The 14,402-nt window shown below is 61.9% G+C and carries 13 protein-coding genes; 7 read left to right on the top strand and 6 right to left on the bottom strand.

The genetic code is table 11. The features are described 5' to 3' along the window. Window positions 1–86 precede the first annotated feature (86 nt). The 3 genes from WLQ66_RS06415 to WLQ66_RS06405 all read right to left on the bottom strand — a co-directional run bounded on the left by WLQ66_RS06415 (window position 87) and on the right by WLQ66_RS06405 (window position 3,545). Window positions 87–1,556: a carboxypeptidase M32 gene (locus WLQ66_RS06415; protein WP_340545523.1), complete on the bottom strand. Its 1,470-nt coding sequence runs from the start codon at window positions 1,554–1,556 to the stop codon at window positions 87–89. 2 nt (window positions 1,557–1,558) lie between these two features. Beyond that, window positions 1,559–2,707: a heme A synthase gene (gene ctaA / locus WLQ66_RS06410; protein WP_340545522.1), complete on the bottom strand. Its 1,149-nt coding sequence runs from the start codon at window positions 2,705–2,707 to the stop codon at window positions 1,559–1,561. 91 nt (window positions 2,708–2,798) lie between these two features. After that, window positions 2,799–3,545, bottom strand: coding sequence for an RNA methyltransferase (locus WLQ66_RS06405; RefSeq protein WP_340545521.1), 747 nt, complete (start codon window positions 3,543–3,545; stop codon window positions 2,799–2,801). 207 nt (window positions 3,546–3,752) lie between these two features. On the opposite strand from WLQ66_RS06405, the gene WLQ66_RS06400 reads away from it, so the two are divergent. Continuing rightward, window positions 3,753–4,388: a thiamine phosphate synthase gene (locus WLQ66_RS06400; protein WP_340545520.1), complete on the top strand. Its 636-nt coding sequence runs from the start codon at window positions 3,753–3,755 to the stop codon at window positions 4,386–4,388. Between the two features lie 64 nt (window positions 4,389–4,452). On the opposite strand, the gene WLQ66_RS06395 is transcribed toward WLQ66_RS06400, so the two are convergent. Further along, complete coding sequence (locus tag WLQ66_RS06395) at window positions 4,453–5,676, bottom strand: HupE/UreJ family protein (RefSeq protein ID WP_340545519.1); 1,224 nt, start codon at window positions 5,674–5,676, stop codon at window positions 4,453–4,455. On the opposite strand from WLQ66_RS06395, the gene WLQ66_RS06390 reads away from it, so the two are divergent. The 4 genes from WLQ66_RS06390 to WLQ66_RS06375 all read left to right on the top strand — a co-directional run bounded on the left by WLQ66_RS06390 (window position 5,675) and on the right by WLQ66_RS06375 (window position 9,218). Continuing rightward, window positions 5,675–6,520 (top strand): DUF4198 domain-containing protein, encoded by an 846-nt coding sequence (locus WLQ66_RS06390; protein WP_340545518.1) that lies wholly within the window; start codon window positions 5,675–5,677, stop codon window positions 6,518–6,520. The genes WLQ66_RS06395 and WLQ66_RS06390 overlap by 2 nt on opposite strands. Window positions 6,521–6,568: 48 nt before the next feature. Further along, window positions 6,569–7,531, top strand: a complete 963-nt coding sequence (locus tag WLQ66_RS06385) for a PfkB family carbohydrate kinase (protein WP_340545517.1) — start codon at window positions 6,569–6,571, stop codon at window positions 7,529–7,531. Continuing rightward, entirely contained in the window at window positions 7,528–8,442 is a 915-nt protein-coding gene (locus tag WLQ66_RS06380) for a pseudouridine-5'-phosphate glycosidase (protein WP_340545516.1), read from the top strand. Before WLQ66_RS06385 ends, WLQ66_RS06380 begins: the two co-directional genes overlap by 4 nt. Window positions 8,443–8,525: 83 nt before the next feature. Next, window positions 8,526–9,218, top strand: coding sequence for a DUF502 domain-containing protein (locus tag WLQ66_RS06375; RefSeq protein ID WP_340545515.1), 693 nt, complete (start codon window positions 8,526–8,528; stop codon window positions 9,216–9,218). 44 nt (window positions 9,219–9,262) lie between these two features. Here WLQ66_RS06375 and WLQ66_RS06370 read toward each other — a convergent pair whose 3' ends face one another. Next, window positions 9,263–10,291, bottom strand: coding sequence for a patatin-like phospholipase family protein (locus WLQ66_RS06370; RefSeq protein WP_340545514.1), 1,029 nt, complete (start codon window positions 10,289–10,291; stop codon window positions 9,263–9,265). 135 nt (window positions 10,292–10,426) lie between these two features. Next, window positions 10,427–11,200, bottom strand: a complete 774-nt coding sequence (locus WLQ66_RS06365) for a 3-hydroxybutyrate dehydrogenase (RefSeq protein ID WP_340545513.1) — start codon at window positions 11,198–11,200, stop codon at window positions 10,427–10,429. A 416-nt stretch (window positions 11,201–11,616) separates the two neighbouring features. Here WLQ66_RS06365 and WLQ66_RS06360 point away from each other — a divergent pair, with 416 nt between their 5' ends. Together WLQ66_RS06360 and WLQ66_RS06355 are read left to right on the top strand one after the other, a co-directional pair. Beyond that, window positions 11,617–13,443, top strand: coding sequence for an extracellular solute-binding protein (locus tag WLQ66_RS06360; protein WP_340545512.1), 1,827 nt, complete (start codon window positions 11,617–11,619; stop codon window positions 13,441–13,443). A gap of 111 nt (window positions 13,444–13,554) precedes the next feature. Then, the gene (locus tag WLQ66_RS06355) at window positions 13,555–14,394 is read left to right on the top strand and encodes an arsenate reductase/protein-tyrosine-phosphatase family protein (protein ID WP_340545511.1); all 840 of its coding nucleotides are present in this window, start codon (window positions 13,555–13,557) and stop codon (window positions 14,392–14,394) included. Window positions 14,395–14,402: the final 8 nt, after the last annotated feature.

Genomic DNA, 14,402 nt, shown 5'->3' with positions numbered 1-14,402 from the left:
ACTCCGGCCGGAACAGACAAATAAGCCCCCGCCAGTTTCCGGCGAGGGCTTTGAACTACTGCTCAGGATCTTGAACCAATGCGCGCTTACAGCCCGTAGAGCGCGCCGAACTTCTGTTCCAGATAGGACAGCAACGGCTCCGGGCTGGGCGCCATGCCCGCAGCATGAGTGATCGTCTCGACCGGGCTGCGCAACCCGCCATGGGTCTGCAGGTTATCCCGCAGCCAGCTGGTTGCCGCCACGGTATCACCCGTCGCCAGCTGCGCGTCCAGATCCGGCACTGCCTGACGCAGCGCGTCATAAAGACAACCGGCATAGACATTGCCCAGCGAATAGGTCGGGAAATATCCAAACAGCCCCACCGACCAATGCACGTCCTGCAGGCAGCCATTGGATGGCTTATCAACGGCATAGCCAAAATCAGCGGCAAAACGGTCGTTCCAGGCTGCCTCCAGATCCTTAACCTGCAAATCGCCGGACATCAGCGCCCGTTCCAGATCAAACCGCATCATCACATGCAGGTTATATTGCAGCTCATCCGCCTCGGTGCGGATATAGCCGTTATGCACCGCATTCACGGCCGCATAGAAGGCATCAGCATCCGCAATGCCGAAATCACCAAACTGCAGCACCATCTGATCGAACAGCCAGCCGGTGAAGGCACGGCTGCGGCCCAGCTGGTTCTCGTAGATCCGGCTCTGGCTTTCGTGCACCCCCATCGACACGCCACGCCCTAGCGGCGTGAACAGATAGGCATGGTCAATGTTCTGTTCATATGCGGCATGGCCCACTTCATGGATGGTCGAGTAGAAGCAGTTGAACGGATCCTCATCGCTGGTGCGGGTGGTGACGCGCACATCAAGCCCGCTGCCGGAACAGAAGGGATGCACCGCCTTGTCGACCCGGCCGTGGCTCATCTGATAGCCGAAGGTCTCGGCCAGCGTGGTGGTCAGGGCCATCTGTTTATCGGCATCGAAATGACCGCTGACGCCTTTGGGCGTGGGGCGGTCCAGCACGCGGGCGCGCAGCTCCACCAGACGCGGGCGCATGGCATCAAACAGCGTCGCAATTTCCGCCCCTGTGGTGCCGTGTTCATAATCCGCAACCATCGCATCATAAACATCGCCCCCGGCGGCGAGTGCCTGCCCCTCTTCGCGCTTCAGGGCAACCACCTCTTCCAGCACGGGCAGGAAAGCTTCGACATCCTCGGCAGCACGGGCAGCCGCCCATTTGCCCTGCGCCTCGGAGGTAACGCGGGCGATACGTTTGGCGAGATCTCCGGGCACTTTCACGGCGCGCTCGTAGCTGCGGCGGATCTCGCGCAGCTGGGCGGCACCGATCTCATCGGGCGCCTCGGCCTGCTCCAGCCAGTCAGCGACCTGCGGATCAGAGCGGCGGGCGTGCAGCACAGCCTCGATGGCGGCCATTTCCTCGCCCCGCTGAGGCGCGGCCCCGCGCGGCATCATGGTTTCCTGATCCCAGCCCAAACGGCCGGCAATCTGGCCAAGCGCCTGGGTGTCACGCTCATAGGCCATCAAATCGTCAAATGCGCTCATTCTCAGTGATCCTTAATCGAAGTTGCAATCGGATAGCCCGACAGATACCGCGCCCTGAGGATCAGGACCCAGAGGCAAACAGCCATCAGCTGATGCAGGATCGCAACCTGCCAGGGTGCGGCATAGAGCACGGTGACAATACCCAGAACCATTTGCAACAGCAGCGCCGCAAAGACCGCGTTAAAGGCAAAGCGCGTCCGCGGATGGGCGCTGCCTCTGCCCCGCAGCCAGACAACAACGCCAAAGGCCAACAGGAGATATCCGCTGACGCGGTGAATGAACTGCACAAGGCCGGGGTTTTCAAAGAAATTGGTCCAGAGTGGCTCCAGCATGAAGGGCTGCGGCGGCAGGATCTGCCCCCCCATCAGCGGCCAGTCGGTGTAGGAACGGCCCGCATCAATACCGGCAACCAGCGCGCCCAGAAGGATCTGCAAGAAGCTGAAATGCAATAGCCCGGTCGACAGGCCGAACAGCTTGGCCTCCTTAGCGCGACGCGCCTGCATCAGATCGCGATCCTCGCGCCCCAGCAGGAACATATACCAGGAAATGAACCCCAGAATGACAAAGGCGAGCCCCAGATGCGTCGCCAGCCGGTAAGAGGCAACCGAGGTCATGCCTTCACCCTGCGTGACACCCGATTCCACCATCCACCAGCCGATCGCGCCCTGCACGCCGCCCAGAACACCCAGTAGCGCCAGACGTCCGGTCCAGCCGACCGGGATCTGCCGCGCCAGCGCAAAACCTAGGAACCCCAGCGCCCAGACCAGACCAATAACGCGGCCCAGTTGGCGATGGCCCCATTCCCACCAGTAGATTTCCTTGAAGTCGGCCAGCTGCATCCATTGGTTGGCAATGCGCCACTGGTCGATTTCCTTGTATTTGTCGAACTCCGCCTGCCAGTCTGCCTCGGTCATGGGGGGGATCGCGCCGGTGATCGGCCGCCATTCGGTGATCGACAGACCGCTGTCGGTCAGGCGCGTCAGCCCGCCCACCACGATCATTGCCACCACCAGCGCAAAGAGCACCGCAAGCCACGCGCGGATTGCCCCCCTTGCGCCACGGCGGGCACGGTCGATGCCGCCCGGTTGCGCCTGCGGGCGCTCCTGCGGCTCATTGCCGGACACCTCTTCGAAAATGCTGCGCTTGCTCATGCTTGCCTCTTCCAATTTCCCGTCAAGCTAGGCCGCAGACGCGACCCCGTCCAGTGGGCGACTATGGCGCAAATCGGCCCGAAGTCGCGTCTCAGTCGCGTTTTTCTTTCCAGCGGACCATCTGTCGCATGATCCCGTGCAGCATCTGCACATCGGCGCGGGTCAGCGGCATCCGGCTGAACAGGTTGCGAAACACCGTCTTCATGCTTGGGGCCTTGTCCGGCGGAAAAAAGAAACCAGCCTCGTCCAGCCGTTCCTCATAGTGATTGACCAGCGCATCAACATCGCCATGAGTGGCCCAATCCGATTTGCCAAGGTCGGTCACAACCGGCATCACCTCAGTCACCTGCCTGCGCCATTCATAAGCGGTGAGCAGGACGCATTGACCAAGGTTGAGCGAGGCGAAATCCGGGTTCACCGGAACCGATATGATGGCATTGGCTCGGGCGATGTCCTCATTCTCAAGGCCCGCCCGTTCGGGTCCGAACATCACGGCCACCCGTTCGCCAGCTGCAATTTTCTCCGCAGCCAGCTTCATCGCCGCCTCGGGGCTGTAGACCGGTTTGGTCAGCTCACGCGGGCGCGCCGTCGTGGCAAAGACAAAATCGCAATCCGCGATGGCGCCTGCCAGATCTTCGGCCAGCTGCGCCTCATCCAAGAGCCGCCCAGCACCAGAAGCCATGGCCACCGCCTTGGGGTTCGGCCAGCCATCGCGCGGGGCCACGATGCGCATCCGGTCCAGCCCGAAGTTCCACATCGCCCGGGCGGCGGCGCCGATATTCTCGCCCATCTGCGGGCGCACGAGGACAAAAGCGGGTTGAGGGGTGTCGCTGGGCATCCGTTTCTCCAAAAAATCTGCTCTGCTCTAATCGGCGCGGCCCTGATGGGCAAGGCTCGGTCGCGGGACTTCTGTGCAAACGCTGCTATATTCCCGCATAATGAGCGTAGCATCACACGGAAATATCCCACCCGGGATGTCGCCAAATCCTTGCGTCCAGTGGCAGATGCGCTAAACACCGACAACCACTGAACAGGAGCCCTCCCGATGGACAGCCCCGCTGACGCCCCCGAAACGCCGCAGATCTATCTGACGACACCTCCCAGTTTTGAGCTTGGCCGGTTTCCCGACCAGCTGGCGCGGGTGCTGGATGAAGTGGAGATCGCCTGCGTCCGGCTGGAGCTGGCCAGCCGCGATGAGGACACGCTGAGCCGTGCCGGCGATGCGCTGCGCGCTGTCGCCCATGCCCGCGATGTGGCGATTGTGATCACCGATCATCAGATCCTCGCCGAGCGTCTCGGCCTTGACGGCGTGCATCTCTCCGATTCAGCCCGCCCGGTGCGCGCCGCGCGCAAGGCGCTTGGCGCCGATGCCATTGTCGGCAGTTTCTGCGGTGCCTCACGCCACGACGGGTTGACCGCTGCCGAAGCCGGCGCTGATTACGTCAGCTTTGGCCCGATTGGCACCTCCGGGCTTGGCGATGGCAATCAGGCGCAGAAAGACCTGTTTGAATGGTGGTCGCAGATGATCGAAGTACCCGTGGTCGCCGAAGGCGGGCTGACCGTTGATCTGGTCCGTGATCTGGCACCCTATACTGATTTCTTCGGTATCGGCGATGAGATCTGGCGCGAGGAAGATCCTCTGGCGAGTCTGCGGCAGCTGATGGCCGCAATGGAAGGCTGAGACCGCCCATTTTGTCTGGCCAAGGCCACATATCGGAAACGAAGCTGACCGGCGCCACCGCCGGTCAGAGGAACAGACGCTCCACGCACCAGTATCCGCCGATCAGCGCGATGGTGAAACTGGCGGGGATGGCAACCCGGCCGCGGTATTTCGGATGCCGCCAGAACCAGAACCCCAGCAGCCCATAGGCCGCGCCGACAACGGTCAGCTGCCCCAGTTCAACGCCAACATTGAATCCCAGGAGTGCCGGCAGAAACTGCGCCTCAGGCAGGCCGAATTCGCCCAGCACCGAGGCAAATCCCAAGCCGTGCAACAGACCAAAGCCAAAGATCACCAGAGTGCGCCAGCTGTGCAGCTTGCGGGCAAAGATATTCTCAACCGCGACAAACACGATGGATCCTGCGATCAGCGGCTCAACTATGGCCGGGTTGATCTGCACCAGCCCCAATGCCCCGAGCGCCAGCGTGATTGTATGCGCTACGGTAAACGCACTGATCTGCCATATCAGCGGCCGCAGCCGGGTGCTGAAGAAGAACAACCCCAGTACAAACAGAATATGATCCAGCCCCTTTGGCAGGATATGCGTATACCCGACCGGCACATAGTCGACGAAGGCCTCGCTTGGCGTCTTGGCCAGCCCGCCGGACAGCGGAATGGTTGGCGTGGTCTCGCCACCTTGCAGATAGCCGGTATAAGGACCTTCCACACCGTTCTGACGCAACACCACACCGCCTGATCCCTTGGGCCAGCCGATCTTCAGCCCGCGTGCACCGGTGGGAACCTCGCCCGACAGCTGCAGGATGCTGCTGCGCGGCAGGCTCACGTCACCCGGCTCCGGGATCACGATCCCGACCACCTCCAGTGCGATATCGCCACCCGCCTCGATCCGCAGCGCCTGCAGCCAGTCTTCGGCAAAGACCTGAACCATCGGTTTCAGCTCATCCGGGCCAAGCCCGCGCAGGTCGTCATAGTCCCGCGCCTGATCAACGGTATCCGTATCGTCCACGCCATCAAGATCGATGCCTGCGACAAATGCCTCGGCGTTCAGACGCAGGTCCATCTTCAGCCGCCCGTCGGCAATTTCAAAATCCGCAATCGTCGGCGTGACTTCATGCGCAAAAACACTAGAGTAGGAGAGGCTCCAGAAGAGCCAGACCAGCAACAGACGGCTCAGCTGGGGGAGCCTGCGACCGGCGTGGCTAAGACATCGCACCGGAGCCTCCATCGACGCCGCGCGTTGCCCGTCTCTGTCATCCTGCGTCCCAGCCAGAGGTCCCATCTGCGCCATGCGTTCTGTCCACCCTGTTGTTCTTATTCTGCTCACGCTCGCCACCAATATCATCGGCGGCCGCGCCCTTGCCCATGAGTTTTGGATTGCGCCAGAAAAATATCAAGTGAAATTAGGCGCCTCGGTGCAGGCAGATCTGCGGAATGGGCAGTTCTTCAGCGGGTCGCGCCTGGCGTATTTCGACCGCAATATCGCCCGCTTCGAGGTCTGGGATCAGCTCGGTGCCCATCCCTACGCTGGCCGGATGGGAGATATGCCGGCATTACAGCTCGAGCCACCGGCCGAGGGGCTGCTGGTGGTGGTCCACGAAACCACGCCGGACACGCTCACCTACAAGACCTGGGAGGAGTTCGCAAAATTTGCGGCCCATAAGGATTTCGCCGATATCAAGTCCCGCCATGCCGCACGCAACCTGCCGGATGCGGGCTTTGCAGAGCGCTATACCCGCCACGCCAAATCGCTGGTTTCGGTAGGCAGCGGCGCCGGGGCGGATCGCGCAACCGGTCTGTTGACGGAGTTCGTGGCGCGGGCCAACCCCTACACCGACGATCTCACCGCTGGCCTGCCGGTTGAGCTGCTGTTCGAGGGGGCCGCGCGCCCCGACGCCCAGATCGAAGTGTTCGAGCGCAGCCCAGATGGCAATGTCGCTGTCACATTGACCCGCAGCGATTCCCAAGGGCGGGCGACGATCCCGGTCAAATCCGGTCACGTCTACCTGCTCGACGCCGTGGTGCTGCGCAGTCTGGACGCCGAGGCGGGTGCGTCCGATGATGGCGCTACCAAAAGAGGCCCCATACCGGTCTGGCAAACCCATTGGGCGGCGTTGACTTTCGCGGTTCCCTAGATCGGTTGCGCCTTGCGGGTGCGGGAAAAACGCGGCAATACGGGATTTATGACACAGGTTCCGCACTCTCCCGCTTCACCTAGATCTGAGGCTCCGGCCGCCTTGGGCGACGGCACCGCCGCAGATCAGCCTGACATCCTCTGCATTGGCTCCGTCCTCTGGGACATTATCGGCCGCTGCACGGCTGAAATGCAGCGCGGATCCGATATGCCCGGACGTATCAGCCGCCTGCCCGGCGGTGTTGCGATGAATATCGCCATGACACTGGCCCGCTTTGGTCTGCGTCCGGCCCTGCTCAGCGCAATCGGGCGCGACCCGGAGGGTGACGAGCTGGTCCATGCCTGTGCCCATCTCGGCCTTATCACCGATCATCTCTACCGCTCGGAAGATCTGCCCACCGACCGCTATATGGCCGTCGAAGGTGCCAACGGTCTGATTGCCGCGATCGCCGATGCCCATTCGCTTGAAGCCGCAGGTGCCAAGATCCTGCGACCGCTTAGCGATGGTACTCTTGGCAGTGCGGAAACGCCCTATACCGGTCCCGTCGCGCTTGATGGCAATCTGACGCTGTCGCTGCTGGACGACATCACTGCCGACCCGATCTTTGCCAAGGCGGATCTGCGCGTCGCGCCCGCCTCTCCGGGCAAGGCCGAACGCCTGCGCCCCTTTCTGCTGCGCAGCTGTGGCACGCTCTATGTGAACCTCGAAGAGGCCGGTCTGCTCTGTCAGGACGACTTCACCGACAGCGCCACCGCTGCCCGCGCCATGCTGGATCGCGGCGCAGCGCGGGTACTGGTCACCGATGGTGGCAGCACCGCCACCGAAGCCGACCACAATGGCCTGATCACCCAGGCGCCACCGCGCGTGACCGTGGCGCGCGTCACCGGCGCCGGTGACACTTTCATGGCCGCTCATATCGCGGCCGAGGCCCGCGGCGAAGACCGCGAAACCTCCCTTGCGTCGGCATTGAAAGCCGCTGCCACCTATGTTTCAGGAGAACCACCCCTTTGATCAATATGACATTTTCCGCCGAGGTCGCCGCCGCCCGCGACTCCGGCCATGCCATCGTTGCGCTTGAAAGCACCATCATCACCCATGGCATGCCCTATCCGCAGAACGTCGAAGTCGCCGCTCAGGTCGAAGACGACATTCGCGCCGCAGGCGCGGTGCCTGCCACCATGGCCGTGATCGAGGGCGTGCTGCACATCGGCCTTGAACCCGATCAGCTGCAGGCGCTTGGCCAGGCAAAGAACGTCGCCAAGATCTCGCGCGCGGATATGCCGGCCTGTATCGCCACAGGCGGCACCGGGGCAACAACCGTCGCAGCCACCATGATTGCCGCACGGCTGGCCGGGATCAGCGTCTTTGCCACCGGTGGCATCGGCGGTGTCCACAAAGGCGCCGAGACCAGCTTTGACATTTCCGCCGACCTTATGGAGCTGGCCCAGACCCCGGTAACCGTGGTCGCCGCAGGCGCCAAGGCGATCCTCGACATCCCGAAGACGCTCGAGGTGCTGGAAACCCAAGGCGTGCCGGTCATCGCCTATGGTCAGGACAGCTTCCCTGCGTTCTGGTCCTCAACCTCGGATCTGGCCGCCCCCCTGCGCATGGACAGCGCCGCAGAGATCGCCCGTGCCCATGCCACCCGTCAGGCGATGGAGCTGCCCGGTGGCCAGCTGATCGCGAACCCGATCCCGGCAGCAGACCAGATCGCAGCCGAGGATCTGGCCCCGGTTCTGGCCCAGGCCCAGTCCGAAGCGGACGCGGAAGGCATCAGCGGCAAGGATGTAACCCCCTTCCTGCTGCAGCGTATTTTTGAGCTGACCGAGGGCCGCTCGCTCAAGGCCAATATTGCCCTGGTGCGCAACAATGCCCGTCTCGCAGCGGAAATCGCCAAGGAATTGGTCAACTTGAAGCAATAAAAGGTCTTTCTGCGCAGCTGCCCATTGCGGTTGCGCAGTTCCCTGCCTAGCTTCCTTACGTTCCTCTTTGGTGAAACGCACAGATGACCACGCCCTTCGACGACGAAACCACCCCCCGCCGCCCCGGCCTTTTTGCCCGGCTGCGGTCGTCCTTCTTTACCGGCATCGTGGTCATTGCCCCGGTTGGCTTGACCATCTGGCTGCTATGGACCGTGATGGGCTGGATCGACGGGGTTGTGCTGCCGCTGGTGCCGCATACCGTGCGGCCAGAACAGTATATCGGGATCAACCTGCGTGGCGTCGGGCTGATTATCTTCTTGCTGTTCACCATTGTGGTTGGCTGGATCGCCAAGGGGATCATAGGCCGTTCGCTCATCGGCTTTGCCGAGAGCCTGGTGGATCGCATGCCGGTGGTGCGCTCGATCTACTCCGGGATCAAGCAGATCTCGGAAACCGTGTTTGCCCAGACCGAGCGCAGCTTTGATACCGCCTGCCTGATCCAGTATCCCCGCCGCGGCATCTGGGCGATCGGCTTTGTCTCCACCACGGCCAAGGGCGAGGTGGCCGACCGCGCTGAAACCGGCGGCAACCTTCTGTCGATCTTCGTGCCGACAACGCCGAACCCGACCTCCGGCTTTCTGCTGTTCTTCCCCGAAGAAGACGTCATCATGCTGGATATGAGCGTGGAAGAAGCTGCAAAACTGGTGATTTCCGCCGGGCTTGTCTATCCGAACGCCAAGGATCCGACCAAACCTGTCAACCCCAGCGCAGATTAAGCCTCCGCTTAAGCCCCGGCCGTTTCCTTGACGGGCGGCCGCATTTAGCCAAACATCTCGGCCAGATCCACTGTCGATGAGACGCCGATCGCGGCGCAATCCTGTTCCAGAAAGCCCTCCGCTGCGGCCCGGCCTGCCGCCTTCAGCTTTGCCAGGATCTGCGGGATCGGGATCAACTTGGTATTGACCGATAGCTGCCGCATCAGATCATCATCAGCGATCATATGCACCAGCACCCGCTTCATTTGTCCCGGCTCCAGATGCCCGTCGGCCAACAGCCGCTGAACAAAGGAGATCGCCCGCAACTCACGCAGCAGCGAGGAATTGAAGCTGATTTCATTAACCCGGTTCTGGATCTGCTGCGGCGTCCGCGGCAGCTCATCGCGCTCCAGCGGGTTGATGCTGACAATCACCACATCCGACGGCAGCTCAGGCCGATACAGCGGAAACAGCGCCGGATTGCCGGTATAGCCGCCGTCCCAATATGGTTCCAGACGCCCGGTCTTGGGGTCCTCTATCTCGATCGCCTGAAACAGGTTGGGCAGGCAGGCCGAGGCAAGAATGGCATCGGTTGTGACCTCGTCACCGGAAAAAACCCGCACCTTTCCGCTGCGCACCGAAGTGGCGCAGATAAACAGCTGCGGCCCCTGATCCGCGCAGACCTCGGCAAAATTGAATGCCTCAACGACAGGCGTCAACGGATTGCGATAAAACGGCCCGTAGCTGTAAGGCGACAGGATCTGCCCCATCGCCTCACGCGGGGAAAACGGCGCGATCCAGTCCAGCGCTCCGAGCAAAGGCGCCGCATCAAGCCCCGCCAGCCAATGGGCAAAGCGCAGATCTCCGACCGCTCCCATCCGCTGCCAAAGCTGATCGAGACAGGCGCGCGCACCGGCAGGACCGCCATGCACCAGCCCGGATTTCAACGCAGCCCCGTTGAGCGCTCCAGCAGAGGTGCCGGTGATGGCAGCAATCTCCAGCTCGTCGCTTTCAAGCAGCCGGTCCAGCACCCCCCAGGTGAACGCCCCATGGGCGCCACCGCCCTGAAGGGCCAGGTTGATCCGCTTCGTCATCTCTGCCTCCCGATCGGCGCGTCCCCGCCGCGGAGCCATGCCCGCTGCGTGTCACCTTTCTCAAAATACTCCGGGGGTGAATTGCCCTGAACAGGGGCAAGAGGGGGCGGGCCCCCTCCCCGGTTTCCGCGCGGCCTACAGCGCGGTCCAGCCACCATCGACGCTGAGCGTGGTGCCTGTCATCTGGGCTGCCGCATCAGAGCACAGGAACACTGCCGTGCCACCAAGCTGCTCCACGGTCGCAAACTCGCGTGAGGGCTGCCGTTCCAGCATCACCTTCTTGATGACCTCTTCGCGTCCCATATTGTACTTTTCCATGGTGTCCGGGATCTGCGCCTCGACCAGCGGGGTCAGCACGTAACCGGGGCAGATTGCATTGGCGGTGATCGGCTCTTCTGCGGTTTCCAGAGCCAATGTCTTCGTCAGCCCGACAACGCCGTGCTTGGCTGCGACATAGGCGGATTTGTAGGGCGACGCCGTCAGCCCATGCGCCGAGGCGATATTGATCATCCGGCCCCACCCCGCAGCGCGCATCATCGGCAGCGCTGCCGCCGCCGTGTGGAACGCCGATGACAGGTTGATCGCCAGGATGGCGTTCCATTTGTCGATCGGGAAGTCCTCAACAGGTGCGACATGCTGGATGCCCGCATTGTTGATCAGAATGTCGCAGCGCCCAGCCGTGGTGATCAATGCCCGGCAGGCCTCTGCATCGGACATATCGGCCTGAATGTAGCGCGCCTTGACGCCGAATTCTTCGGCGATCCCAGCTGCCAGCGCGTGGTCCTCATCCCGGTCGGTAAAGGAATTCAGCACCACATCCGCCCCGGCCCGCGCCATTTCCCGCGCGACCCCAAGCCCGATGCCGGAATTCGACCCGGTAATCACCGCGCATTTGCCCGTCAATGTCATCTTGCTCTTCCCTTCCTGTGCAATACCTGATTGGTGCAACTGTGACATGCTGCACCTGCAAAGGGAACGGCAATCCCGGCCGGAAAGTTGCGAGAAACCGCGGCAAAACGGTCCAGATGCTGGCCCATGCAACAACCGCGTGCAAGAGATGTGCGCCGAAAGGGCACCGCCACCGGGGCCGACCATCGTCCGGCAAGCCCGTCAAATATATCGCGAAGCACCGCACAAAAAAACGCCCGCACGAAGCGGGCGTTAAGTTATTGAGGCAGGTTTCATACAGGCAAGAAACCTATCGAGCAGTGAGACCTTTATAAGCAATTTCCCCCGCTCATCCAAGCTAAAAGTTTGAATTGACGCGGCAGCGCCGTTAGCGTTGGTGTTCATGAAAATAAGGCCAGAGCGGGATTGTTGCAAAAGTGCGTCCAGATTTTTTCTTTAGAGTTCGACCGGCCTTGGCCGGAATCATCCTCAGCGCATGCGCAAATTTTGCACAGGCAGAATCAGCGCATGGTATAGCTATGTATGGGGACCCGGCACTACCACCGGATTTTGTGTCTTTACCCTATGCAAATGCCGATGCCCCCAAGGGCGGCACCGTGGTCTTCGGCAACACCGGCGGCTTTGATACGCTGAACCCGTTTGCCCAAAAAGGCACCCCGCCCTGGCAGCTCCGTTTCTGGGGATATGAGAGCCTGATGGGGCGCTCGGCGGATGAACCTTTCACCCTCTACGGGCTGCTGGCCGAATCGATTGAGGTGCCAGAAGATCGCGCCTGGGTTGAATTCACCCTGCGCCCCGAGGCCCGATTCTCCGATGGATCGCCTGTCACGGTCGAGGATGTCATCTGGTCCTACCAGACCCTCGGCCAGGAAGGGCATATCCGCTACCGCCGGTTCTGGACCCAGATCGACAGCATCGAACAGACCGGAGAGCGCAGCCTGCGCATCACCTTCAACGAAGACAACCGCGAACTGGCGCTGATCGCCGGGCTGCGTCCGATCCTGAAGAAGGCGCAGTGGCAAGGCAAGGATTTCGCCGAGTCCGGCCTGCAGGAAGCCCCGATCGGCTCCGGCCCCTATACGGTGGCGGATTTCGAACCCGGTCGTTTCATCCGTTTTTCCCGCAACCCGGAGTACTGGGGACAGGATCTGCCGCTGCGGCGCGGCACCAATAATTTTGACGAGATCCGGCTCGATTTCTATGGCGACCAGACCGTCCTGCTGGAGGCCTTCAAGGCCGGGGAAATTTCTGCAATCCGCGAATTCAACGCCGCCAAATGGGACAAGGCCTATGATTTTCCTGCGGTGACCTCCGGTGAGGTGATCAAGACCGTCATCCCCAATGGCAACCCTTCGGGCATGACCGGCATCGCTATGAATACCCGCCGTGCCCCATTCGACGATTGGCGGGTGCGCGAAGCGCTGATCCAGGCGTTCAACTTCGAATATATGAACGAAACCCTGACAGGTGGCACCCAGCCGCGGATTTCTTCCTATTTCTCGAACTCCTATCTGGCCATGCAGCCGGGAGCTGCCGAAGGCAAGGTGCGCGAGCTCTTGACCCCGTTCAAAGACAGCCTGCTCCCCGGCGTGATGGAGGGCTATACGCTGCCGGTCAGCGACGGGAGCGAGCGCAATCGCAAGAACCTGCGCACCGCAACCAAACTGCTGGCGGAGGCCGGATGGACGGTCCAAGACGGCATCATGCGCAACGCAGATGGCGAGGCGCTTGAGATCAAGGTGCTGTTGACCCCCGGCAATCTGGGCGAAGGCGAGATGCGCTCGGTCGTGGAAATCTATGCCCGCGCTCTGGAACGTCTCGGTATCGCGCTGGAGGCCGACATGGTGGACAGTGCCCAGTTTGTCGAACGTCAGCAGGAATTCGACTACGACATGACCTTCTTCCGCCGCTCGATGTCGCTCAGCCCCGGCAACGAGCAATATCTTTACTGGGGCAGCGACGCTGCGCAGCAGCCGGGATCGCGCAATCTGATCGGGATCGAGGACCCTGCCGTGGATGCAATGATCGACGCCATGCTGACCTCTAAAAGCAAAGAGGATTTCACCGCCGCCGCCCGCGCGCTTGACCGTCTGCTGACCGCAGGACGCTATGTGATGCCGGTCTGGCAATACGCCGAAGGCCGCATCGCCCATCGCAAGGAGTTGAAATTCCCCGAGCGTCTGCCCGTCAGCGGCGATGGTATCAGCTACATGCCAGAGGTCTGGTGGTATCAGGCCGACTGACCAAGCCACAGCAGCAGCTGACAGAAGCCCGCCCCGGTCATCGGTGGCGGGCTTTTTTTCGGCCAGCCAAAACGGTTGACGCAGGAATAGTATTTCCGTATTTCGTGAAATATGGAAATAAAGCTTACATCACAGCTTTCCGCCTTGGCCCACCCCCAGCGGCTGGCGCTGTTTCGTCTGCTGATGCGGCGATATCCCGATGCGGTTCCCGCAGGCGAAATCGCGACGGCGCTGGCACAGAAGGCCAATACCGTTTCCGCTTATCTTTCAACGCTCAGCGCGGCGGGGCTGATCCTGTCGCAGCGGCAAGGTACGTCTCTGCTCTATCAGGCACATCTGAACGGGCTGCGCGGGGTGTTTGATCAGCTGCTGTCCGACTGCTGCCAGAACCGCCCGGATATCTGCACCCCGCCGGATCACGAGACGGCGCTCATCCCCACGGCTGAGCGCCCGCTGAATGTGCTCTTCATCTGCACCGGCAACTCAGCCCGGTCGATCATGGCCGAGGCGATCCTGACCCAGGAGGGGCATGGCCGCTTCATCGCGCATTCTGCTGGCAGTCAGCCCGCGACAGCCCCACGACTCGAAGTTCTGGCGCTGCTGCGCGCCAAGGGTCATGACACCGCCACCTTGCGCTCCAAACATCTCAGCGCGGTCTCCGGCGAGGTTGCGCCGCAGATGGATTTCGTCTTTACCGTCTGCAATCACGCCGCAAATGAAGCCTGCCCAGCCTGGCCCGGTCAGCCCATGAGCGCCCATTGGGGCCTGCCTGATCCCGTGATGACCAGAGGGACAGAGGCGCAGAAACAGCTTGCCTATCAACAGGCCTACGGGCTGCTGCGCAATCGCATCCGGGCCTTTGCGGCGCTGCCTTTTGACACACTCAACCGACTGTCGTTGCAACATCATCTGGATGATATCGGCCGTCACAAAGCCACCGAACGCTCCTAAGAAACGGG

This window comes from Phaeobacter sp. A36a-5a (genome assembly GCF_037911135.1).
In the GTDB taxonomy this organism is placed as follows: Bacteria; Pseudomonadota; Alphaproteobacteria; order Rhodobacterales; family Rhodobacteraceae; genus Phaeobacter; species Phaeobacter bryozoorum.
Note: the sequence above shows the minus strand (reverse complement) of the source record. Positions and strands in the feature narration are given on the sequence as shown.

What these genes read in the sequence shown, in the direction of transcription:
- WLQ66_RS06415 (WP_340545523.1), bottom strand. Translation starts at nt 1,556, where the DNA reads ATGAGCGCATTTGACGATTTGATGGCCTATGAGCGTGACACCCAGGCG.
- ctaA (WP_340545522.1), bottom strand. Translation starts at nt 2,707, where the DNA reads ATGAGCAAGCGCAGCATTTTCGAAGAGGTGTCCGGCAATGAGCCGCAG.
- WLQ66_RS06405 (WP_340545521.1), bottom strand. Translation starts at nt 3,545, where the DNA reads ATGCCCAGCGACACCCCTCAACCCGCTTTTGTCCTCGTGCGCCCGCAG.
- WLQ66_RS06400 (WP_340545520.1), top strand. Translation starts at nt 3,753, where the DNA reads ATGGACAGCCCCGCTGACGCCCCCGAAACGCCGCAGATCTATCTGACG.
- WLQ66_RS06390 (WP_340545518.1), top strand. Translation starts at nt 5,675, where the DNA reads ATGCGTTCTGTCCACCCTGTTGTTCTTATTCTGCTCACGCTCGCCACC.
- WLQ66_RS06395 (WP_340545519.1), bottom strand. Translation starts at nt 5,676, where the DNA reads ATGGCGCAGATGGGACCTCTGGCTGGGACGCAGGATGACAGAGACGGG.
- WLQ66_RS06385 (WP_340545517.1), top strand. Translation starts at nt 6,569, where the DNA reads ATGACACAGGTTCCGCACTCTCCCGCTTCACCTAGATCTGAGGCTCCG.
- WLQ66_RS06375 (WP_340545515.1), top strand. Translation starts at nt 8,526, where the DNA reads ATGACCACGCCCTTCGACGACGAAACCACCCCCCGCCGCCCCGGCCTT.
- WLQ66_RS06370 (WP_340545514.1), bottom strand. Translation starts at nt 10,291, where the DNA reads ATGACGAAGCGGATCAACCTGGCCCTTCAGGGCGGTGGCGCCCATGGG.
- WLQ66_RS06365 (WP_340545513.1), bottom strand. Translation starts at nt 11,200, where the DNA reads ATGACATTGACGGGCAAATGCGCGGTGATTACCGGGTCGAATTCCGGC.
- WLQ66_RS06355 (WP_340545511.1), top strand. Translation starts at nt 13,555, where the DNA reads ATGGAAATAAAGCTTACATCACAGCTTTCCGCCTTGGCCCACCCCCAG.